The 22,944-nt window shown below is 72.4% G+C and carries 19 protein-coding genes; 16 read left to right on the forward strand and 3 right to left on the reverse strand.

Annotated features, from left to right (window positions below; genetic code table 11):
• Positions 1 to 156: 156 nt before the first annotated feature.
• Positions 157 to 1,146, forward strand: a complete 990-nt coding sequence (gene holA, locus ACWDUZ_RS06715; protein ID WP_451630712.1) for a DNA polymerase III subunit delta — start codon at positions 157 to 159, stop codon at positions 1,144 to 1,146.
• A 252-nt stretch (positions 1,147 to 1,398) separates the two neighbouring features.
• Here holA and rpsT read toward each other — a convergent pair whose 3' ends face one another.
• Complete coding sequence (gene rpsT / locus ACWDUZ_RS06720) at positions 1,399 to 1,665, reverse strand: 30S ribosomal protein S20 (protein WP_451630713.1); 267 nt, start codon at positions 1,663 to 1,665, stop codon at positions 1,399 to 1,401.
• Positions 1,666 to 1,874: 209 nt separating this feature from the next.
• On the opposite strand from rpsT, the gene lepA reads away from it, so the two are divergent.
• The 5 genes from lepA (at position 1,875) to ACWDUZ_RS06745 (ending at position 10,038) form a co-directional block, all read left to right on the forward strand.
• Entirely contained in the window at positions 1,875 to 3,743 is a 1,869-nt protein-coding gene (gene lepA / locus ACWDUZ_RS06725; RefSeq protein WP_451630714.1) for a translation elongation factor 4, read from the forward strand.
• Between the two features lie 315 nt (positions 3,744 to 4,058).
• Entirely contained in the window at positions 4,059 to 5,933 is a 1,875-nt protein-coding gene (locus ACWDUZ_RS06730) for an AMP-dependent synthetase/ligase (protein ID WP_451630715.1), read from the forward strand.
• A 209-nt stretch (positions 5,934 to 6,142) separates the two neighbouring features.
• Entirely contained in the window at positions 6,143 to 8,014 is a 1,872-nt protein-coding gene (locus ACWDUZ_RS06735; RefSeq protein ID WP_451630716.1) for a SpoIIE family protein phosphatase, read from the forward strand.
• 107 nt (positions 8,015 to 8,121) lie between these two features.
• Positions 8,122 to 9,354 (forward strand): radical SAM family heme chaperone HemW, encoded by a 1,233-nt coding sequence (gene hemW, locus ACWDUZ_RS06740; RefSeq protein ID WP_451630717.1) that lies wholly within the window; start codon positions 8,122 to 8,124, stop codon positions 9,352 to 9,354.
• Between the two features lie 99 nt (positions 9,355 to 9,453).
• The gene (locus tag ACWDUZ_RS06745) at positions 9,454 to 10,038 is read left to right on the forward strand and encodes a Uma2 family endonuclease (RefSeq protein WP_451630718.1); all 585 of its coding nucleotides are present in this window, start codon (positions 9,454 to 9,456) and stop codon (positions 10,036 to 10,038) included.
• Here ACWDUZ_RS06745 and ACWDUZ_RS06750 read toward each other — a convergent pair.
• Complete coding sequence (locus ACWDUZ_RS06750; protein ID WP_451630719.1) at positions 10,010 to 10,828, reverse strand: DUF3097 domain-containing protein; 819 nt, start codon at positions 10,826 to 10,828, stop codon at positions 10,010 to 10,012. The two genes, ACWDUZ_RS06745 and ACWDUZ_RS06750, sit on opposite strands and share 29 nt — an antisense overlap.
• Before the next feature lie 32 nt (positions 10,829 to 10,860).
• Positions 10,861 to 11,601, reverse strand: coding sequence for an MBL fold metallo-hydrolase (locus ACWDUZ_RS06755; protein ID WP_451630720.1), 741 nt, complete (start codon positions 11,599 to 11,601; stop codon positions 10,861 to 10,863).
• Positions 11,602 to 11,749: 148 nt separating this feature from the next.
• On the opposite strand from ACWDUZ_RS06755, the gene hrcA reads away from it, so the two are divergent.
• The 10 genes from hrcA (at position 11,750) to ACWDUZ_RS06805 (ending at position 22,715) form a co-directional block, all read left to right on the forward strand.
• On the forward strand, positions 11,750 to 12,766 hold the full coding sequence (gene hrcA / locus ACWDUZ_RS06760; protein WP_451630721.1) for a heat-inducible transcriptional repressor HrcA: 1,017 nt from the start codon (positions 11,750 to 11,752) through the stop codon (positions 12,764 to 12,766).
• Complete coding sequence (dnaJ, locus tag ACWDUZ_RS06765; protein ID WP_451630722.1) at positions 12,767 to 13,903, forward strand: molecular chaperone DnaJ; 1,137 nt, start codon at positions 12,767 to 12,769, stop codon at positions 13,901 to 13,903.
• A gap of 111 nt (positions 13,904 to 14,014) precedes the next feature.
• Entirely contained in the window at positions 14,015 to 15,103 is a 1,089-nt protein-coding gene (locus ACWDUZ_RS06770) for a nitronate monooxygenase (RefSeq protein ID WP_451630723.1), read from the forward strand.
• Entirely contained in the window at positions 15,100 to 15,840 is a 741-nt protein-coding gene (locus tag ACWDUZ_RS06775; RefSeq protein WP_451630724.1) for a 16S rRNA (uracil(1498)-N(3))-methyltransferase, read from the forward strand. The genes ACWDUZ_RS06770 and ACWDUZ_RS06775 overlap by 4 nt, the downstream gene beginning before the upstream one ends.
• A 31-nt stretch (positions 15,841 to 15,871) precedes the next feature.
• Positions 15,872 to 16,264 (forward strand): VOC family protein, encoded by a 393-nt coding sequence (locus ACWDUZ_RS06780; RefSeq protein ID WP_451630725.1) that lies wholly within the window; start codon positions 15,872 to 15,874, stop codon positions 16,262 to 16,264.
• 162 nt (positions 16,265 to 16,426) lie between these two features.
• A complete protein-coding gene (locus tag ACWDUZ_RS06785; protein WP_451630726.1) occupies positions 16,427 to 16,981 on the forward strand; it encodes a hypothetical protein in 555 nt (184 codons plus the stop codon).
• Between the two features lie 113 nt (positions 16,982 to 17,094).
• Positions 17,095 to 20,289, forward strand: coding sequence for a S41 family peptidase (locus ACWDUZ_RS06790; RefSeq protein ID WP_451630945.1), 3,195 nt, complete (start codon positions 17,095 to 17,097; stop codon positions 20,287 to 20,289).
• A gap of 126 nt (positions 20,290 to 20,415) precedes the next feature.
• Positions 20,416 to 20,769: a histidine triad nucleotide-binding protein gene (locus tag ACWDUZ_RS06795; protein ID WP_451630727.1), complete on the forward strand. Its 354-nt coding sequence runs from the start codon at positions 20,416 to 20,418 to the stop codon at positions 20,767 to 20,769.
• A gap of 15 nt (positions 20,770 to 20,784) precedes the next feature.
• Complete coding sequence (locus tag ACWDUZ_RS06800; RefSeq protein ID WP_451630728.1) at positions 20,785 to 21,690, forward strand: ribonuclease Z; 906 nt, start codon at positions 20,785 to 20,787, stop codon at positions 21,688 to 21,690.
• Between the two features lie 20 nt (positions 21,691 to 21,710).
• Positions 21,711 to 22,715, forward strand: a complete 1,005-nt coding sequence (locus ACWDUZ_RS06805; RefSeq protein ID WP_451630729.1) for an adenosine deaminase — start codon at positions 21,711 to 21,713, stop codon at positions 22,713 to 22,715.
• Positions 22,716 to 22,944 lie beyond the last annotated feature (229 nt).

Consider the following 22,944-nt stretch of genomic DNA (forward strand, 5'->3'; position numbering starts at 1 on the left):
CCGCCCGCCGCCCGCCGCCCGCCGCCCGCCGCCCGCCGCCCGCCGCCCGCCGCCCGCCGCCCGCCGCCCGCCGCCCGCCGCCCGCCGCTTGCCGCCCGCCGCCCGCCGCTTGCCGCCCGCCGCTCGTTGTCAGTGCCCCGTGGGATGCTTGTCCCGATGGCCAGGAAGACTGCGAATGACGACCCTCTCGCCCCGGTGACGCTCGCCGTCGGGCAGGAGGACCTGCTGCTCGACCGTGCCGTGCGGGAGGTGGTGGCCGCCGCGAAGGCCGCCGACGCCGACACGGACGTACGGGACCTCACCCCGGACCAGTTGCAGCCCGGCACGCTCGCCGAGCTGACCAGTCCGTCGCTCTTCGCGGAGCGCAAGGTCGTGGTCGTGCGCAACGCACAGGACCTTTCGGCCGACACGATCAAGGACGTGAAGGCGTATCTCGGGGCGCCGGCCGAGGAGATCACCCTGGTGCTGCTGCACGCGGGCGGCGCCAAGGGCAAGGGACTGCTGGACGCCGCGCGCAAGGCGGGGGCACGGGAGGTGGCCTGCCCGAAGATGACCAAGCCGGCCGACCGGCTCGCCTTCGTGCGGGGCGAGTTCCGCGGGCTGGGGCGTTCGGCGACGCCCGAGGCGTGCCAGGCGCTGGTGGATGCCATCGGCAGTGACCTGCGCGAGCTGGCGTCGGCGGTGTCGCAACTGGTCGCCGACGTCGAGGGGACCATCGACGAGGCCGTCGTCGGGCGTTACTACACCGGGCGGGCCGAGGCCTCCAGCTTCACCGTCGCGGACCGGGCCGTGGAGGGCCGGGCCGCGGAGGCACTGGAGGCGCTGCGGTGGTCGCTCGCCACGGGCGTGGCCCCGGTGATGATCACCAGCGCGCTCGCCCAGGGCGTGCGCGCGATCGGGAAGCTGGCGTCCGCACGCGGCGGACGCCCCGCCGATCTGGCGCGGGAGCTCGGCATGCCGCCGTGGAAGATCGACCGGGTCCGGCAGCAGATGCGCGGCTGGACCCCGGACGGGATATCGGTGGCTCTGCGCGCGGTGGCCGAGGCGGACGCCGGTGTGAAGGGCGGCGGCGACGACCCCGAGTACGCCCTGGAGAAGGCCGTCGTCACCATCGCCCGAGCGGCACGCTCACGGGGACGGGCCTGAAGGGCTGTCCCGCATCCCCGGCGGGCCGGACGACTCGGGACGGGGACTCGAGATCCCCGGAGGCAGGGCGTGGGCCGGCAAGCCGAAGGCCCCGGCCGCTCTCCCTGGGGAAGGGAGGCGGTCGGGGCCTTCGGTCACGCTCGTGGATCCATGCCCGCGTGGCGAACGCAGGCCGCGCATGGATCCTGGGTGCCGGTCGGGAGCGGATGAGAGAGGGCCCGCTCTGGTCCTCCCGGCGTCAAGTCAGGAAGCTCAGCCCTTGAGGGACGCGACCTTGGAAGCCAGCGCCGACTTCTTGTTGGCGGCCTGGTTCTTGTGGATGACGCCCTTCGAGACGGCCTTGTCGAGCTGACGCGCGGCGGCGCGCTGGTACTCGGTGGCCTTCTCGACGTCACCCGCGGCAACGGCCTCACGGGCCTTGCGGACCGCGGTCTTCAGGGAGGACTTGACGGCCTTGTTGCGCAGCCGAGCCTTCTCGTTGGTCTTGATCCGCTTGATCTGGGACTTGATGTTCGCCACGAATGAGCCTTCTCTTTCGAAATTTTCCGATGTGCCTCGCGCTGAGAGGGCATGAGACACAGCCCCCCACAGTACCAGCGGCCCATCGGGTGGCCCAAACCCGTCCCAGGTCGCCGTCCGTGGGACCATGGAGACTACGTATCGATCCGACCCGAGACCGCAGACGGACAAGCACACGTATGCGGACGCCTCAAGAATCAGGACCCTGCGTGCCCGCGACCCCTACCCATGTGCCCGAGCCGAGCCGTACCGACCCGGCTCTGATCCGCAATTTCTGCATCATCGCGCACATCGACCACGGCAAGTCCACGCTCGCCGACCGGATGCTCCAGCTGACCGGTGTGGTCGAGCAGCGGCAGATGCGCGCTCAGTACCTCGACCGCATGGACATCGAGCGCGAGCGCGGCATCACGATCAAGTCCCAGGCGGTGCGTCTGCCGTGGGCCCCCACCCACGACCCCGGCAACACGCACATCCTCAACATGATCGACACGCCGGGGCACGTCGACTTCACCTACGAGGTATCCCGCTCGCTCGCCGCCTGCGAGGGAACCATCCTCCTCGTCGACGCGGCCCAGGGCATCGAGGCGCAGACCCTCGCCAATCTCTACCTGGCGATGGAGAACGACCTCACGATCATCCCGGTCCTCAACAAGATCGACCTGCCGGCCGCCCAGCCGGAGAAGTTCGCCGAGGAGCTGGCCAACCTCGTCGGCTGCGACCCCGACGACGTGCTGAAGGTCTCCGCCAAGACCGGCCTCGGCGTCGAGGCGCTGCTGGACAAGGTGGTCGAGCAGATCCCCGCCCCGGTCGGCGTCGCCGACGCCCCCGCCCGCGCGATGATCTTCGACTCGGTCTACGACTCCTACCGGGGCGTCGTGACGTACGTCCGTGTGGTCGACGGCCAGCTCAACAAGCGTGAGCGGATCCGGATGATGTCCACCGGCGCCACCCACGAGCTGCTGGAGATCGGCACCAACTCGCCGGAGATGCTTCCGGCCGACGGCCTGGGCGTCGGCGAGGTGGGCTACCTCATCACCGGGGTGAAGGACGTCCGCCAGTCCAAGGTCGGTGACACCGTCACCAGCCAGCACAAGGGGGCCGAGGATGCGCTCGGCGGCTACAAGGACCCCAAGCCCATGGTCTTCTCCGGGCTGTATCCGCTGGACGGGTCCGACTACCCGGAGCTGCGCGAGGCGCTGGACAAGCTCCAGCTCAACGACGCCGCACTGGTCTACGAGCCGGAGACGTCCGCCGCCCTCGGCTTCGGCTTCCGCGTCGGCTTCCTCGGCCTGCTCCACCTGGACGTGATCCGCGAGCGGCTGGAGCGCGAGTTCGGTCTCGACCTGATCGCCACCGCGCCCAACGTGGTCTACCGCGTGATCATGGAGGACGGCACGGAGCACGTCGTCACCAACCCGAGCGAGTTCCCCGAGGGCAAGATCGACGAGGTCTTCGAGCCGGTCGTGCGGGCCACGATCCTCGCGCCCACCGAGTTCATCGGCGCGATCATGGAGCTGTGCCAGACCCGGCGCGGCACGCTGCTCGGCATGGACTACCTCTCCGAGGACCGTGTGGAGATCCGCTACACGCTGCCGCTCGCGGAGATCGTCTTCGACTTCTTCGACCAGCTGAAGTCCAAGACGCGCGGTTACGCCTCCCTGGACTACGAGCCCACGGGCGAGCAGAGCAGCTCCCTGGTCAAGGTCGACATCCTGCTGCACGGCGACAAGGTGGACGCCTTCTCGGCGATCACCCACAAGGACCAGGCGTACGCCTACGGCGTCCGGCTCGTCGCCAAGCTCAAGGAGCTGATCCCGCGGCAGAACTTCGAGGTGCCCGTGCAGGCCGCCATCGGCTCCCGCGTGATCGCCCGCGAGACCATCCGCGCCATCCGCAAGGACGTCCTCGCCAAGTGCTACGGCGGTGACATCTCCCGTAAGCGGAAGCTGCTGGAGAAGCAGAAGGAGGGCAAGAAGCGCATGAAGATGGTGGGTTCCGTGGAGGTTCCGCAGGAGGCCTTCATCGCGGTGCTCTCCAGTGATGACAGCGCGGGTTCGGCCAAGGGCAAGAAGTAACCGACGATCGCCCGGAGCGGGCGGTCGGCACCCCGGCGAACCGGGTGAAATGGGGCCCGTCGCGCGATAGTGCGGCGGGCCCCGGTGCATGGGGGTGCCCCCTGTCGGTAGGAAGTGACAGGCCGCAGCCCCTTACGCGGTGACGGAAGGCCCCTTAATCTGTCCCTGCTCGGTAGTTACTCACGAGTTAAACAACGGCCCCGAGCCGTGACCCCGTGAGTGGCCGCAGCGCACCCTGATCCACCCAGCCGCACCTGATCCAGCCCAGCCGCACCTGAGCCAGCCGCCGCACTGTCGCGGGCCCCGGAGGATGTCGTGAGCGACGCACAGACCCTGATCGAGAACCGTCCGCCGTCCGTGGCGGCACTCTTTTTGGAGCGTGTGGCGGCCACACCGGACGCCGAGGCCTACCGGTATCCGGTGCCGCCCGCTTCCGGCGAGGGCCCGGACGACTGGAAGTCGCTGAGCTGGGCACAGGCCGCCCAGCGGGTCTTCGCGATCGCCGCCGGCCTCATCGAGCTGGGTGTGCGGCCCGAGGAGCGGGTCGCGCTCGCCTCCGCCACGCGGGTGGAGTGGCTGCTCGCCGACCTCGGCATCATGTGCGCGGGTGCGGCCACCACCACGATCTATCCGCAGACCAACGCGGAGGAATCGGCCTTCATCCTCTCCGACTCCGAGAGCAAGGTCCTCGTCGCGGAGAACGCGGCACAGCTGGCCAAGGCGGCCGAGAAGCGGGCGGAGCTGCCCGACCTGCACCACGTCGTCGTCATCGACCCGGCCGGCGTCGAGAGCGGCGACTGGGTGCTCACGCTCGCCGAGCTGGAACAGCGCGGCGCCGCCTACCTGGACAAGCACCCCGAGCTGATCAAGGAGCGGGTCGGCGCGCTCACCAAGGACCAGCTCGCCACCCTCATCTACACCTCCGGCACCACGGGCCGCCCCAAGGGCGTCCGGCTGCCGCACGACAACTGGTCGTACATGGCGAAGGCGATCGCCTCCACCGGCCTGATCGGCCCGGACGACGTGCAGTACCTGTGGCTGCCGCTCGCGCACGTCTTCGGCAAGGTCCTCACCTCCGGTCAGATCGAGGTCGGCCACGTCACCGCCGTCGACGGCCGGGTCGACAAGATCATCGAGAACCTGCCGGTGGTCCAGCCGACCTACATGGCGGCCGTGCCGCGCATCTTCGAGAAGGTGTACAACGGTGTGGCCGCCAAGGCGCGCGCGGGCGGCGCGGCCAAGTACAAGATCTTCCAGTGGGCCGCCGAGGTCGCCCGCGAGTACGCCAAGGTCACCCAGGACAACTTCAAGCGCACCGGCGTCCACTCCGCGCCCTTCGCCCTGGCCTCCAAGCACAAGGTCGCCGACCGGCTCGTCTACGCCAAGATCCGCGAGGCATTCGGTGGCCGGCTGCGCGCCTGTGTGTCGGGCAGCGCCGCGCTCGCCCCGGAGATCGGCTACTTCTTCGCCGGCGCCGGCATCCACATCCTGGAGGGCTACGGCCTCACCGAGTCCTCCGCGGCCTCCTTCGTCAACCCGGGCGAGGCCTACCGCACCGGCACCGTCGGCAAGCCGCTGCCGGGCACCGAGGTCCGTATCGCCGACGACGGCGAGATCCTGCTGCGCGGCCCCGGCATCATGCAGGGCTACCACAAGCTGCCCGAGAAGACCGACGAGGTGCTGGAGTCCGACGGCTGGTTCCACACCGGCGACATCGGCGAGCTCTCGCCGGACGGCTATCTGCGCATCACCGACCGCAAGAAGGACCTGATCAAGACCTCCGGCGGCAAGTACATCGCGCCCGCCGAGGTCGAGGGCCAGTTCAAGGCCGTGTGCCCGTACGTCTCCAACATCCTGGTCCACGGCGCCGACCGGAACTTCTGCACCGCCCTCATCGCCCTGGACGAGGTCGCGATCCTGGAGTGGGCCAAGGAGAACGGCCTGGAGGGCAGGTCCTACGCGGACGTCGTCGCCGCGCCGCAGACGGTGGAGATGGTCGACGGCTACGTCCAGCAGCTCAACGCGGGCCTCCAGCGCTGGCAGACCGTCAAGAAGTTCCGTCTGCTCCCGCGCGACCTGGACGTGGAGCACGGCGAGATCACCCCGTCCCTGAAGCTGAAGCGGCCGGTGGTGGAGCGCGAGTACAAGCATCTGATCGACGAGATGTACGCGGGCACCCGCGAGGCCTGACCGCGGCCGAAACAAACCGGAATCAACCGAACGAACGAAGCGGACAGATCCGTTGATCGGATCTGTCCGTCTTCGCATGCGGATCGCGCCCGGTTCTTGTCTTGCATGGCTCATTTCGGTTACTCGGTGCTCATGGACGCGGTCTTTCTGTCACCCTGTCCGCGTCGTGCGTGCCTAGGGCGCGCGTCCGCACTGTCCGGGGAGCCGTCATGGTGGCCATTCCGACGCAACGGGAGACCCTCTCCCGGGGCGGTGACACGGAGCAGCGTGCTCAGGGGCGTACCCAGGCGCAGGCGACCTTGCCCGGAAGCCCCCTCGCGCCGGGTTCCGCCCGGGCGCTGGCGCGTGCGGCGGTCACGGAGTGGCGGGAACTCGGCCTGACCGTCCCCGACCGCCTGGCCGACGACGTCCTGGTGGCCGTCAGCGAACTGGTCACCAACGCCGTCGTGCACGCGGGCACCGACGTCGAACTGGTCTGCCGTCTGGAGCCGGAGACCGGCGCGTGCGTCGTCGAGGTGTCCGACCAGCACCCCTCGCGGGCCCCCCGCGACCATGCCGGCGACGCGCCCTGCGAACCCCCGGAGTACGGCCGCGGGCTGCGGCTGGTCGCCGCGCTCGCGCAGGAGTGGGGCATCACCTACCGGACCGGAGCCAAGACGGTGTGGGCCCGGCTGCCCGCCGAGAGCGACGAGGAGGACACCGAGGCGTACGGCGCGGAGCCCGGCCTCGCCGTCGCCGAGGTCCTCGCTCCCGACCCGCAGCGCGCCGAACGCGACCGCGAGTGGCTGGGCCGCGGCGCCCTGTCCTTCCTCGCCGAGGCGTCCGACCTGCTCGCCGGACAGCTCGACGAGGACCTGGTCGCCGCGCTCACCGGGCAGCTGATCGTGCCCCGGCTGGCCGACTGGTGCGCGGTGTGGCTGGAGGACGAGGCCACTGCCCGGGGCGGCTGGAGCGACGGCACGGGCGCCGCCGGGCCGCGCCTCGCCCGGGTCTGGCACGGCAGCGAGAACCACCTGGAGGAACTGCGCCGCGCCCTGGAGAAGGACCCGCCGCAGCCCACCGAGGACTTACGCTCCTCCGGCCCGGCCCCCTACCCCTGGCCCGCCCAGGCCCTCGGACCCCGCGCGGCCCACGGCGCAGCCCTCGCCTACCGCCTGATCGCCGGCGGCCGCCCGCTGGGCACCCTCGTGATCGGCCGGGCCGGCCTGACGCGCTTCCCCGACGAGATCACCGGGCTGGTCGAGGACCTGAGCCGCCGGGTGGCGCTCGGCATCGGCGCGGCCCGGCAGTACGCCCGCCAGGCCACCATCAGCGCCGTGCTCCAGCGCGGACTGCTGCCCGGAGCGGTCGCCGAGATCCCCGGAGTGCGCAGCGCCCTCGTCTACGAGCCCTGCGACCAGGGCGGCCCCAGCGGGGACTTCTACGACCTCTTCCCGGCCGGCGACGGCCGCTGGTGCTTCGCGGTGGGCGACGTACAGGGCAAGGGCCCGGAGGCCGCCGTGGTCATCGGACTCGCCCGGCCCTGGCTGCGGCTGCTGGCCCGCGAGGGCTACGGCGTCGCCGACGTCCTGGACCGCCTCAACCAGCTCCTCCTCGACGACGCCACCGAGGCGGCCGACGCCGCCGCGCGGGCTCTGGTGGGCCCCGCCGCACCCGGTGACGGCCCCCAGACCCGCTTCCTGTCCCTCCTGTACGGCGAGCTGGCCCCCTTCGACGGCGGCGTCCGGTGCACCCTCGCCAGCGCCGGGCACCCGCTCCCGCTGCTCCTCACCCGCGCCGGGGACGTCCGCCCGGTCGCGCGTCCGCAGACCCTGCTCGGTGTCATCGAGGACGAGACGTACACCAGCGACGCATTCGAGCTGAAACCCGGCGACACGCTGCTGTGCGTCACCGACGGGGTGACCGAGCGGCGCTGCGGCTCCCGCCAGTTCGACGACGGCGACGGGCTCGCCGCCGCCCTCGCCGGCTGCGCCGGGCTGGACGCCGGCTCGATCGCCGAGCGCATCCGGCTGCTGGTGCACGAGTTCGCGCAACGCCCGCCCGAGGACGACCTGGCCCTGATGGTGCTCCAGGCCCAGTAGGCGCGGCACGCGCGGTGCCGGGGGGCCACCGCCCCGGGCCGGCGCGGCGGGCGACCGCCCGGGTAGGGACAGCGGGGCTACCACCCGGGTGCTGGACAATGGAAGGCATGCCTTCCGCACTCCCCGACGGCGAGCCCGTCCCCGCCGACGGCGCACTGCCCGCACCGGCGCTCGCCGGGGCGGCCGACCGCCCGCTCGGCTTCTACCTCCATGTCCCGTACTGCGCGACCCGCTGCGGGTACTGCGACTTCAACACCTACACGGCGACCGAGCTGCGCGGCACGGGCGGAGTTCTGGCCTCCCGGGACAACTACGCGGACTCGCTGATCGACGAGATCCGCCTCGCCCGCAAGGTGCTCGGCGACGACCCGCGCGAGGTCCGCACGGTCTTCGTCGGCGGCGGCACGCCGACCCTGCTGGCCGCCGGCGACCTCGTACGGATGCTGGCGGCGGTCCGCGACGAGTTCGGCCTGGCCCCGGACGCGGAGGTCACCACGGAGGCCAACCCGGAGTCGGTCGACCCGGCGTATCTGACGGCCCTCAGGGAGGGCGGCTTCAACCGGATCTCCTTCGGCATGCAGAGCGCGAAGCAGCACGTGCTGAAGATCCTCGACCGGACCCACACCCCCGGCCGCCCCGAGGCGTGTGTGGCCGAGGCCCGTGCGGCCGGCTTCGACCACGTCAACCTCGACCTGATCTACGGCACCCCCGGCGAGTCCGACGACGACTGGCGGGCGTCGCTGGACGCGGCGCTGGGCGCGGGTCCGGACCACATCAGCGCCTACGCGCTGATCGTCGAGGAGGGCACCCGGCTCGCCCGCCGGATCCGGCGCGGCGAGATCTCGATGACGGACGACGACGTGCACGCCGACCGCTACCTGATCGCCGAGGAGACCCTGTCCGCGGCGGGCTTCGACTGGTACGAGGTCTCCAACTGGGCCACCTCCGAGGCGGGGCGCTGCCTGCACAACGAGCTGTACTGGCGCGGCGCCGACTGGTGGGGCGCGGGCCCGGGGGCGCACTCGCACGTGGGCGGGGTGCGCTGGTGGAACGTCAAGCACCCGGGCGCGTACGCGGCGGCGCTCGCGGAGAGGCGGTCGCCGGGGGCGGGGCGTGAGGTTCTGTCGGAGGAGGACCGCCGGGTGGAGCGGATCCTGCTGGAGCTGCGGCTGCGGGAGGGGGCACCGTTGGACTTGCTGCGTCCCGAGGGACTGGCGGCGTCCCGGCGGGCGCTGGAGGACGGGCTCCTGCGGAGCGGGCCGTACGAGGAGGGCCGGGCGGCGCTGACGCTGCGCGGGCGGCTGCTGGCGGACGCCGTGGTGCGGGACCTGGTGGACTGATCACTCCGGCCGGTGAATGCCCCCGGAGAACCGGTTCGATCCCTAACCTGGTTCGTAGGCTGCCGCTGACAGTACGCGGCGAATGTGGAGGCCACGGAGATGACCGCTGTGGACGAACGTGGAGTCGCAGAGTTCTTCGAGGGGTTCGAGCCACCCGACGGACTCACGGTGGAGCTTCTGCGGGGGGAAATCGTGATGACGGCGATCCCTGATCTGGTCCATAACCTGATCGTGATGCTGCTCGGGAGGCAGATTCCACTTGAGCACTGGTACAGCCTTCAGACCCAGGACGTCGACATCATCGACGAAGCCAGCGAGCCTGTCCCGGATCTTGTTGTCGTTGCTCCCGAAATCCTGCCCGCTTCAGGTCGGCTCCTCCCGGCCAGTCTCATCACGATGGTCGTCGAGGTGGTGTCGAAGACCAGCGTCGAGAGGGATTACTGCGTCAAGCGTTCCATCTACGCAGCGGGCGGGATCCCCGTCTACCTCATCGTCGATCCGGTCATGGCGCAGTGCGTCCTGCTGACGCGGCCCGAGGGCGAGGGCGAGAGCGCCGACTACAAGGGGCAGACCAAGAGGAAGTTCGGCGAACCGCTGCGTATCGAGGCACTGGGCGTCGAACTGGACACCAGCGGGTTCGGCACCCTCCCCGACGTCAAGCCCCACCGCTTCCCGCTGCCGTGACGAAGTCGATCAGTTCCTCAACCCTCCCCAGCAGCTCCGGCTCCAGGTCCTTGTAGGACCCCACTCGCTTCAGGATCGCCTGCCACACCGCCCCGGTGTTCTCCGAGGGCCACCCCAGCGCACGGCACACGCCCGTCTTCCAGTCCTGGCCGTGCGGGACGGCGGGCCAGGCCGGGATGCCCAGTGCGGCCGGCTTCACCGCCTCCCAGATGTCGATGTACGGGTGGCCCACCACCAGTGCGTGCTCGCTGGTCACCGACTCCGCGATGCGCCACTCCTTGGTGCCCGGCACCAGGTGGTCCACCAGCACGCCCAGCCGCGCGTCCGGGCCCGGAGCGAAGGCCTCCACGATCGCCGGCAGGTCGTCGACGCCCTCCAGGTACTCCACGACCACGCCCTCGACGCGCAGGTCGTCGCCCCACACCTTCTCGACCAGCTCGGCGTCGTGCCGCCCCTCGACATAGATCCGCCCGGCGCGGGCCACGCGCGCGCGTGCGCCGGGAACGGCGACCGAACCGGACGCCGTGCGGGTGGGACGCGCCGGCCCGGAGGCCGGCCGCACCAGCGTCACCGCCCTGCCCTCCAGCAGGAAGCCGCCGGGCCGGAGCGGGAACACCCGGTGCTTGCCGAAGCGGTCCTCCAGGGTCACCGTGCCCGCCTCGCAGCGGATCACCGCCCCGCAGAAGCCGGTGCCCGGTTCCTCGACGACCAGGCCCGGCTCCGCCGCCACCTCGGGCACGGCCTTCGGCTTCTTCCACGGAGGGGTCAGGTCGGGTGAGTACTGCCGCATTCGAGTGACGATATGGAGAAGGCCGTACGCGATCAGCTCGACACGCCGAAGCGGGCGGCGAGCGCGTCGCGCTGGGTGCGCACGAACTCGGCGCCGACCACCGCTCCGTGACCGGGCACGTACAGTGCGTCCTCGCCGCCCAGCTCCAGCAGGCGGTCCAGAGCGGCGGGCCAGCGGGACGGCACGGCGTCGGGGCCGGCCTGCGGCTCGCCGGACTCCTCGACGAGATCGCCGCAGAACACCACGGTCCGCCCGTCCGCGAGCCCCGGCACCACCACCGCCAGGTCGTGCGCGGTGTGGCCGGGCCCCACGTCCGCGAGCAGCGCCCGACGGCCGCCCCCGAGGTCCACGGTCAGCCGGCCGCGCACCTCGCGGCCGGGCCGCACCAGCGCCGCCGCGGCCTCGCGGGCCGCCTCGGCGTCCAGTCCGTTGCGTACGGCGTCCGCGCGCAACTCCTCGCGCGCGCGGCCGTCCTCGGACGCGGCACGCGCGCCCCCGGCGGCGAAGACCGCCGCGGCCGGGAACGCCGCCGCCCCGAAGACATGGTCGAAGTGCGGATGGGTCAGCGCGAGAAGTGTCACATCGCCGCCGCCGAGCTCCCGCGCCTGCGCCCGCAGCCGGGCTCCCTCCGCCAGGCTCGACCCGGCGTCCACCAGCAGCGCCGTGCCGCCCGAGACGACCAGCCCGACGGTGCAGTCCCACACCGGCAACCGCACCCGGCCGACCCCCTCCGCCAGCCGCTCCCACCCCAGCTCTTCCCAAGTCACCGTCATACCGGGACGCTATCCCTCCCCGCACCGGCCCGTCGGCACCAGCCTTGCCGACGGTGTACCCGACGGCCGTACACTGGGCGCGGGAATGCTGGCACTCGTATGCGCCGAGTGCCAGGCGGGATCCGAGGCAGTTTTGGAGGTGCACGCGATGCTCAGTGAGCGACGGCTTCAGGTGTTGCGTGCCATCGTCCAGGACTACGTCGGAACCGAGGAGCCGGTCGGCTCCAAGGCCCTCACCGAGCGGCACAACCTCGGCGTCTCACCGGCCACGGTCCGCAACGACATGGCGGCCCTGGAGGACGAGGGCTACATCGCCCAGCCGCACACCAGCGCGGGCCGCATCCCCACCGACAAGGGCTACCGCCTCTTCGTCGACAAGCTCGCCGGGGTCAAGCCGATGACCCCGCCGGAGCGGCGCGCCATCCAGAACTTCCTCGACGGCGCCGTCGACCTCGACGACGTGGTGGCCCGCACGGTGCGGCTGCTGGCGCAGCTGACCCGGCAGGTCGCCGTGGTGCAGTATCCGTCGCTGACCCGTTCGACCGTGCGGCACGTGGAGCTGCTCTCGCTCGCGCCCGCGCGCGTGATGCTGGTGCTGATCACGGACACCGGGCGGGTCGAGCAGCGGATGATCGACTGCCCGGCCCCGTTCGGCGAGACCTCGCTCGCGGACCTGCGGGCGCGGTTGAACAGCCGGGTCGCCGGCCGCCGTTTCACGGATGTGCCGCACCTGGTGGAAGATCTCCCCGAGGGCTTCGACCTCGAGGACCGCGGTACGGTCTTCACGGTGCTGTCCACGCTCCTCGAGACCCTGGTCGAGGAGAACGAGGAGCGGCTGATGATCGGCGGCACCGCCAATCTGACCCGCTTCGCACACGACTTCCCCCTCACCATCCGCCCCGTCCTGGAGGCGCTGGAGGAGCAGGTCGTCCTGCTGAAGCTGCTCGGTGAGACACAGGACCAGGGCATGACCGTGCGCATCGGTCACGAGAACGCCTACGAAGGACTCAACTCCACGTCCGTCGTGTCGGTGGGCTACGGTTCGGGCGGCGAGGCAGTCGCCAAGCTCGGCGTGGTCGGACCGACCCGCATGGACTACCCGGGAACGATGGGAGCGGTACGCGCAGTGGCACGGTACGTCGGACAGATCCTGGCGGAGTCGTAAGTGGCCACGGACTACTACGCCGTTCTCGGCGTGCGTCGCGACGCGTCGCAGGAAGAGATCAAGAAGGCCTTCCGGCGGCTCGCGCGCGAGCTGCACCCGGACGTCAACCCGGATCCGAAGACCCAGGAGCGGTTCAAGGAGATCAACGCCGCTTACGAGGTGCTGTCGGACCCGCAGAAGAAGCAGGTCTACGACCTCGGCGGCGACCCGCTCTCGCAGTCCGGCGGCGCGGGTGCGGGCGGCTTCGGGGCCGGCGCCTTCGGCAACTTCTCCGACATCATGGACGCGTTCTTCGGGACGGCGTCGCAGCGCGGACCGCGCTCGCGCACCCGCCGGGGCCAGGACGCCATGATCCGGCTGGAGGTGGAGCTGGACGAGGCCGCCTTCGGCACCACGAAGGACATCCAGGTCGACACGGCCGTCGTCTGCAACACCTGCAACGGCGAGGGCGCGGCCCCGGGGACCTCCGCCCAGACGTGCGACATGTGCCGTGGCCGCGGTGAGGTCTCGCAGGTCACCCGGTCCTTCCTGGGCCAGGTCATGACGTCCCGGCCCTGCCCCCAGTGCCAGGGCTTCGGCACCGTCGTGCCCACCCCGTGCCCGGAGTGCGCGGGCGACGGCCGCATCCGTGCCCGGCGCACGCTGACGGTGAAGATCCCGGCCGGTGTGGACAACGGCACGCGCATCCAGCTGGCCGGCGAGGGCGAGGTCGGCCCCGGCGGCGGCCCGGCCGGTGACCTGTACGTCGAGATCCACGAGCTGCCGCACTCCACGTTCCAGCGGCGCGGCGACGACCTGCACTGCACGGTCACCATCCCGATGACCGCGGCGGCCCTCGGCACCAAGGTGCCGCTGGAGACCCTGGACGGCCTGGAGGAGGTCGACATCCGCCCGGGCACGCAGTCCGGCCAGTCGATCCCGCTGCACGGCCGGGGCGTCACGCATCTGCGCGGCGGCGGCCGGGGTGACCTCGTCGTCCACGTCGAGGTCCAGACCCCGGGCAAGCTCGACCCCGAGCAGGAGCGCCTGCTGCGCGAGCTGGCCAAGCTGCGCGGCGAGGAACGGCCGCAGGGGCAGTTCCAGCCGGGGCAGCAAGGGTTGTTCTCGCGGTTGAAGGACGCGTTCAACGGCCGCTGAGCTGGGCCGCTGATCGAGAGGAGGCGCCCGCTGCCGGCAGTGGGCGCCCCTCGCGCAGGCCGGGGGTCCGCCCGATTCGGAGCCTCGAGCAGGACGTGGCACCATGCGCTCATGTCCTCCGCACTGACCGATCTCTTCCCGCACCCGATCGTGCAGGCCCCGATGGCGGGCGGTCCTTCCGGGCCGCCGCTCGCCGCCGCGGTGTCGGACGCGGGCGGGCTCGGGTTCCTCGCCGCCGGGTACAAGACCGCCGACGGGATGTACCAGGAGATCAAGCAGCTGCGCGGACTGACCGGCCGTCCCTTCGGCGTCAACGTCTTCGTGCCCCAGGCCGAGCATGCCGAGTCCGGCGCGCTCGACCTCTACGCCCAGCAGCTGGCCGGTGAGGCCACCTGGTACGGGACCGAGCTGGGCGATCCGGAGTGCGCGCGGGACGACGGCTACGACGTCAAGCTGGCCGTGCTCCTCGACGACCCGGTGCCGGTGGTCTCCTTCCACTTCGGCGTTCCCACCCGCGAGGTGATCGACTCCCTGCACCGGGCCGGCACCTTCACCCTGGTCACCGCGACGACCGTCGAGGAGGCGCTGGCCGTGCAGCGGGCGGGCGCGGACGCGGTGGTCGCCCAGGGCGTGGAGGCCGGCGGCCACCAGGGCGCCCACCGCGACTGCCCGGAGAACGACGGCTGCGGTATCGGCGTGCTCTCCCTCGTCGCGCAGATCCGCGAGGCGGTCAACCTCCCGGTCGTCGCCGCCGGCGGCATCATGCGCGGCGGCCAGATCGCCGCCGTCCTCGCGGCCGGCGCGAGCGCCGCCCAGCTGGGCACCGCGTTCCTGACCACCCCCGAGTCCGGCGCGCACGACCTGCACAAGCAGGCCCTGACCGACCCTCTGTTCACGCACACGGAGCTGACCCGCGCGTTCTCCGGCCGTCCCGCCCGCAGCCTGGTCAACCGGTTCGTGCGCGAGCACGGCCGGTACGCGCCGGCCGCCTACCCGGAGATCAGCCACCTCGTCGCCCCCCTGCGCAGGGCCGCCGCCGAGGCGGGCGATCCGCAGGGCATGGCGCTCTGGGCGGGCCAGGGCCACCGCATGGCCCGCGAGCTGCCCGCCGGACAGCTGGTGGAGCTGCTGGCGGCCGAACTCGACGCCGCCCGGACGGCGTTGTCCGTCCGTCCGCCGGCGGGAGGTGACGTGCGATGACCGCACCGGTGTTCGTCGTCGACGAGCTGGCCGGGACCGGACCGGAGTTCGTGCTCGACGGTCCCGAAGGCCGGCACGCGGTCTCCGTGAAGCGGCTGCGGCCCGGAGAGGACGTGGTGCTCACCGACGGCCGAGGTCGCTGGGCCGAGGGGGTGGTGAAGGCCGCCGAGGGCAAGGACCGGCTGGTCGTCACGGACCTGGAGACCGTGCACGAGGAGCCCCCGGAGTCCCCCCGCATCACCGTCGTGCAGGCCCTCCCCAAGGGGGACCGCGGTGAGCTGGCGGTGGAGACGATGACCGAGGTCGGCGTGGACGCCGTGGTGCCCTGGCAGGCCTCCCGCTGTATCACGCAGTGGAAGGGCGAGCGCGGCCTGAAGGCGCTCGGCAAGTGGCGGGCGACCGCCCGCGAGGCCGGCAAGCAGTCCCGCCGGGTCCGTTTCCCTCAGGTCGCGGACGCGGCGACGACCGGACAGGTCGCGGCACTGCTGGCCGAGGCGGACTTCGCGGCCGTCCTCCACGAGAGCGGCGAGGAGCGCCTGGCCGGCGCCGAACTGCCCACCGAGGGCGACATCGTGCTCGTCGTCGGCCCCGAAGGGGGTGTCTCCCCGGAGGAACTGGCGGCGTTCGAGGAGGCGGGAGCGAAGGCGTACGTCCTCGGGCGTACGGTGCTGCGTACATCGACCGCGGGGACCGCGGCGGCCGCCCTGCTGATGGGCCGCACCGGCCGCTGGTCCTGACAATCGCCGGTCCCGAACCGTAGGGGATGTCGTGGAACTCGCCCAAGTCCGGTTGCTCGTCACCGACTTCGCCGCCGCCTACCGCTTCTACGCCGAGGTCCTGGGCCTCAAGCCGCAGTCCGGGGCGGCCGAGGGGCCGTACGAGAAGTTCAGTCCGGCCACCGGGTCCGCGGGCATCGCCCTGCAGGACCGGGCGATGATGGCCGAGGTGCTGGGCGAGCTCGGCGACGAGGCCAGCGGCCACCGCTCCCTGGTGGTGCTGCGCGTGGACGACCTCGACGCCTACTGCGCCGAGCTGACCGCCCGCGGCGCGACCCTGCTGCACGGCCCGGCCCCCATGACGGACCGCATGCGCGTCGCCCACCTCAAGGACCCGGAGGGCAACCTCGTGGAACTCCAGGAGTGGCTGCTGCTGCGCGGCTGACGGCGACGGCCTCGACAGCTCCCGGCCGGCCGCCTCCCTGGCGCCGGGCAGCAGCCCGCGCCGCCGGGCCGCGTCGGCCAGGGCCCGGACGGCGCCCGTGCGGCGCGCGCGTGGCCGTATGCGCCCTTCCACGGGGCGCGGGCCGGTGGCACGCTGGCGTGCATGGGGGTGTCGAGGTGGATGCGGCAACTGCCGCGCGGGCGGCGGGTGATGGCCGCGGCGGGGCTCGTGGTGCTCGTCGCGGGCGGGGCCGTCGCATGCGATCCCGGCGGGCTGAGTACCGCGTCGGTGGCCTATACGACCGACCGTACGGCGACCGCCGAGCTGAACCGGCGGCACACCTCCGTGCGCCGGCTGAACTGCACGGCCCACTACGACGGCGGCGGCAGGACCGCCACGCCGGCGCCGTCGGCGTCCCGTGCCACCGTGGCCTCCGTCGACTGCCGGGGGGAGACCGAGGACGGCCGGAAGATCACCGTCACCGGCAAGGTCACCCGGGCCGTCAGCGGTGCCTGTGTGCGCGGCGACCTGAGTGCCGAGGCGGGCGGCAGGGTGGTCTTCCACGTCAGCGGGCTCGGCGACTGCGACGCCGTCGGCGGCCCCACCTACCGGCCGCCCGGCACCCACGGGCAGCCGGGCCCGACGGTCACGGTCACCGTGACCCGGACCATCTGGTGCCACGGCGACCCGACCTGCTGGCCGGTCCCGGGCAAGTGAAGGGCCCTGTCCACGGCGTGACGTGCGAAGGAAGCACGTCCAAGTGATCCGGACCCCTGTCCGCGGCCGCCGCCGCTGCGTAGGGTGATCGGGTGACTCAGTCCGCATCGTCTTTGCTGTCCGCGTCGACGGCGTACCTCCGTTTCCCCCATCTGCACGGCGAGTCGGTCGCCTTCACCGCCGAGGACGACGTGTGGCTCGCGCCGCTGGACGGCGGGCGCGCCTGGCGGGTCAGCGCCGACAACGTGCCGGTGAACCACCCCCGCATCTCGCCCGACGGCACCGCCGTCGCCTGGACCTCCACCCGGGACGGCGCTCCCGAGGTGCACGTCGCCCCGGTCGACGGCGGCCCCGCCAAACGCCTCACCCACTGGGGGAGTTGGCGCACCCAGGTGCGCGGCTGGACCCCGGACGGCCGGGTGCTCGCGCTGAGCACGCAGGGCCAGGCGAGCCTGCGCCGCAGCTGGGCACGCGCCGTCCCGCTGGACGGCGGACCGGCCGCCACCCTGCCGTACGGCCCGGTCGGCGACATCGCGTACGGACCGCACACCGTCCTGCTGTCGGCGCCCATGGGCCGCGAGGCGGCCTGGTGGAAGCGGTACCGGGGCGGCACCGCGGGCAGACTGTGGATCGACCGGGAGGACACCGGCGAGTTCGTACGGCTGCACGAGGAGCTGGACGGCAACCTCGAGTACCCGCTGTGGGTGGGGGAGAGGATCGCGTTCCTCTCCGACCACGAGGGCACCGGCGCGCTGTACTCCTCCCTCGCCGACGGCTCCGACCTGCGGCGGCACACGCCTCTCGACGGCTTCTACGCCCGCCACGCCGCCACCGACGGCACCCGGGTCGTCTACTCCAGCGCGGGCGGACTCTGGCTCCTGGACGGCCTCGACGGCGCCGAACCGCGCCGGCTCGACATCCGGCTCGGCGGCCCGCGCGTGGACCTCCAGCCCTATCCGGTGAACGCCTCCCGCTGGTTCGGCTCCGCCGCGCCCGACCACACCGCGCGCGGCAGCGCCGTCGCCGTGCGCGGCGCGGTGCACTGGGTCACCCACCGCTCCGGCCCCGCCCGCGCGCTGGCCGCCGAGCCCGGCGTACGGGCCAGGCTGCCGCGCACCTTCCGTGCCGAGGGCGAGGAGTGGGTGGTGTGGGTGACGGACGCCGAGGGGGACGACGCCCTGGAGTTCGCGCCCGCCACCGGCCCGGCGCCCGGCGCGACCCCGCGCCGGCTGGCCGCGGGGCGGCTCGGCCGGGTCCTGGAACTGGCCATGGCCCCCGACGGCAGCCGGGCCGCGGTCGCCTCCCACGACGGGCGGCTGCTGCTCGTCGAACGCGAGACCGGCGAGGTCCGCGAGGTCGACCGCAGCGAGCACGGCGACGTCACCGGCCTCGCGTTCTCCCCCGACTCCACCTGGCTCGCCTGGTCCCACCCCGGCCCGCGCCCGCTCAGCCAGATCCGGCTGGCGCACGCCACCGACCTGTCGGTCACCGAGGCGACCCCGCTGCGCTTCCAGGACTACGCCCCCGCGTTCACCCTGGACGGCAAGCACCTCGCCTTCCTCTCCCACCGCTCCTTCGATCCCGTCTATGACGAGCACGTCTTCGACCTGGCGTTCGTGGAGAGTTCCCGCCCGCATCTGATCACCCTGGCCGCGACGACGCCCTCCCCGTTCGGCCCGCAGCGGCACGGCCGCCCCTTCGAGGTCTCCGAGAAGGAGGAGACCCCGGACAGCGAGGGAACCCCGACGACCAGGATCGACCTCGACGGACTCGCCGACCGCATCGTGCCCTTCCCGGTCGAGGCCGCCCGCTACTCCAACCTGCGCGCCGCCCGCGACGGCGTGCTGTGGCTGCGGCACCCGGTCACCGGAGTGCTCGGCGCCTCCCGCGCCACGCCCGACGACCCCGACCCGAAGACCGAGCTGGAGCGCTACGACCTGGCGCAGCAGCGCATCGAGCACCTCGCCGCCGACGCCGACCACTTCGAGGTCAGCGGGGACGGCAAGCGGGTCCTGCTGTGGACCGACGGCAAGCTGAAGGTCGTGCCCAGCGACCGGCGCGCCTCCGGCGACGAGGACAGCGACTCCAACATCACCGTCGACCTCGCCCGGGTCCGGCAGACCGTCGACCCGGCCGCCGAGTGGCGGCAGATGTACGAGGAGACCGGCCGCATCATGCGGGACAACTTCTGGCGGCCGGACATGGGCGGCGTGGACTGGGACGGCGTCCTCGACCGCTACCGGCCCGTCCTGGACCGCGTCGCCACCCACGACGACCTCGTGGACCTGCTGTGGGAGGTGCACGGCGAACTGGGCACCTCGCACGCCTACGTCACCCCCTACGGGAACTTCGGCGACGGCCCCCGGCAGGGCCTGCTCGGCGCGGACATCTCCCGGCACGAGGACGGCACCTGGCGCATCGACCGGATCCTTCCCTCGGAGACCTCCGATCCCAAGGCGCGCAGCCCGCTCGCCGCGCCCGGTGTCGCGGTGCGCGCCGGGGACGCGATCGTCGCGGTCGGCGGCCGTCCGGTCGACCCGGTGACCGGGCCCGGCCCGCTGCTGGTCGGCACGGCGGACAAGCCGATCGAGCTGACCGTCTCCCCGTCCGGCGGCGGTGATCCGCGCCATGCCGTGGTCGTGCCCCTCGACGACGAGGAACCGCTGCGCTACCACGCGTGGGTCGCCGACCGCCGCGCCTACGTCCACGAGAAGTCCGGCGGCCGGCTCGGCTACCTCCACGTGCCGGACATGCAGGCTCCCGGCTGGGCGCAGATCCACCGCGACCTGCGCGTCGAAGTGGCCCGCGAGGGCCTGGTCGTGGACGTCCGGGAGAACCGCGGCGGCCACACCTCCCAGCTTGTGGTGGAGAAGCTGGCCCGGCGGATCGTCGGCTGGGACCTGCCCCGCGGCATGCGGGCCGAGAGCTACCCGCGGGACGCGCCGCGCGGGCCGGTCGTGGCCGTCGCCAACGAGTTCTCCGGCTCCGACGGCGACATCGTCAACGCGGCGATCAAGGCACTGGGCATCGGTCCGGTCGTCGGCACCCGCACCTGGGGCGGCGTCATCGGCATCGACAGCCGCTACCGCCTGGTCGACGGCACTTTGATCACCCAGCCGAAGTACGCCTTCTGGTTGGAGGGTTACGGTTGGGACGTCGAGAACCACGGCGTGGATCCGGACGTGGAGGTCGTCCAGCGGCCGCAGGACCACGCGGCGAGCCGCGACACCCAGCTCGACGAGGCGATCCGGCTCGCCCTGGAAGCCCTGGGGACCACCCCGGCCAAGACACCACCGTCCTTGCCGTGACCGTCCGGGGGCGCCGCCCCCGGACCCCCCATCGGCCTGAACGGCCCGTCCCCAGGCGCCGGACGGGCCGGTTCTCGCCGCCCTCGGTACCATGCCCCCGTACTCGATCACTCCCAAGGAGCGCCCATGGCAGGGGAACCCCAGGACGACTGCCTGTTCTGCAAGATCGTCGCGGGGCAGGTCCCGGCGACGATCGTCCGCGAGACGGACACCACCGTCGCCTTCCGCGACATCAACCCCCAGGCGCCGACCCACGTCCTGGTGATCCCGAAGGCGCACTACAAGGACGCCGCCGCCCTCGCGGCCGATGCCCCGGAACTCGCCGCGGACGTGCTGCGCGAGACCCAGGCGATCGCCGACGAGGACAAGCTCGACAGCTACCGCATCGTCTTCAACACCGGTCACGGCGCCGGTCAGACCGTCTGGCACGCCCACGCCCACGTCCTCGGCGGCCGCGGCCTCCAGTGGCCCCCCGGCTAGGAGCGGACAGCAGACATGTCCGTCCGCGAGCTCGTCGTCCTCGGCACTGCCAGCCAGGTCCCGACCCGTCACCGCAACCACAACGGCTATCTGTTGCGCTGGGACGGCGAGGGCATCCTGTTCGACCCCGGCGAGGGCACCCAGCGGCAGATGCTGCGCGCCGGAGTCGCGGCGCACGACCTGAACCGGATCTGCGTCACCCACTTCCACGGCGACCACTCGCTGGGCCTGGCCGGGGTGATCCAGCGCATCAACCTGGACAAGGTGCCGCACCGGATCACCGCGCACTACCCGCGCTCCGGCCGGCGCTTCTTCGACCGCCTCCGGTACGCCACCGCCTACCGCGAGACCGTCTCGCTCGCCGAGGCCCCGGTCGACGCCGACGGCACCCTCGCCACCACGGAGAACTACACCCTCGAGGCCCGCCGGCTCTCCCACCCCGTGGAGTCCTACGGCTACCGGCTCATCGAGCCCGACGGGCGCCGCATGCTGCCCGACCGGCTCGCCGCGCATGGGATCAAGGGCCCGGACGTGGGCCGGATCCAGCGGGAGGGGGCACTGAACGGCGTCCCGCTGGAGGCGGTGAGCGAGGTGCGGCGCGGACAGCGGTTCGCGTTCGTCATGGACACCCGGCTGTGCGAGGGGGTGCACGCCCTCGCGGAGGGCTGCGACCTGTTGGTGATCGAGTCCACCTTCCTCGACGGGGACGAGACGCTGGCCGAGGAGTACGGCCACCTGACGGCCGGTCAGGCGGCGCGGGTGGCGCGGGACGCGGGCGTACGCCACCTGGTGCTGACGCACTTCAGCCAGCGCTACACCGACCCCGAGGAGTTCGAGCGGCAGGCGCGGGCGGCCGGGTTCGAGGGCGAGCTGACCGTGGCGTACGACCTGCTCCGGGTGCCGCTCCCGAAACGACGGTGACCAGGCCGTACGATGCTCTGATGCCCCTGCCCAAAGCCGAACTGCACCTGCACATCGAAGGCACCCTGGAGCCCGAGCTGGCTTTCGAGCTGGCCGCGCGCAACGGCGTGACGCTGCCTTACGCCGACACCGACGCGCTCCGCGAGGCCTACCGGTTCGAGGACCTCCAGTCCTTCCTGAACCTGTACTACGAACTGATGGCCGTCCTGCGCACCGAGCGGGACTTCGAGGACCTGGCGAACGCCTATCTCGCGCGGGCCGCCGCGCAGGGCGTGCGGCACGCCGAGATCTTCTTCGACCCGCAGGCCCATACCGCGCGCGGGATCGGCATGGGCACGGTCGTCGAGGGCCTGTGGCGGGCGCTGGGCCGCAGCACGGAGAACCACGGGGTCTCCACCAGGCTCATCATGTGCTTCCTGCGCGACCGGTCCGCCGAGTCGGCCCTCGAGACGCTGGACGCGGCCAAGCCGTACCTGGACCGGATCACCGGCGTCGGACTCGACTCCGCCGAGGCCGGGCACCCGCCGGCGAAGTTCCGCGCGGTGTACGAGGCCGCCGCCGCCCTCGGGCTGCGTCGCGTGGCGCACGCCGGTGAGGAGGGTCCGCCGCGGTACATCACCGAGGCGCTGGACGTGCTCGGAGTGGAGCGCGTCGACCACGGGCTGCGCTGCCTGGAGGACCCCGCGCTGGTCGAGCGGCTGGTCCGCGAGCGGGTGCCGCTGACCCTGTGTCCGCTGTCGAATGTACGGCTGCGGGCCGTCGACACCCTGGCCGACCACCCGCTGCCCGCCATGCTGGACGCCGGTCTGCTGTGCACGGTCAACTCCGACGACCCGGCCTACTTCGGCGGTTACGCCGGCGACAACTTCGCCGCCGTCCACCGCACCCTCGGCCTGACCGGGGAGCGGCTGCGCGCACTGGCCCGCAACTCCTTCCTCGCCTCCTTCCTGGAGGACGACGAGGAGCGGCGCGCCCGCTACCTCGGCGAGGTGGAGGCGTACCAGTTCGCGGACGCGGTGTCGTAGGCGCTGCGCACGGCCGCGGCGGGCGCCTCCACCCGGCTGCCACGACGGGCAGGAGCCGCCCGCGCCCGTGCAGCGCCACCGCCGTCAACGGCACGGCGGTCAGCAGCAGCACGAGGGCCAGCACCGCGCCCGTCACCGGGAAGCCCGCGCGTTGCACCAGCAGGCTCCCGGTCAGCGGGCCCGCCGCGGTGCCCAGTGAGCACGCCGAGCCGACGAACACCGCCCAGCG

It is taken from the genome of Streptomyces sp. NPDC003393 (genome assembly GCF_053589015.1).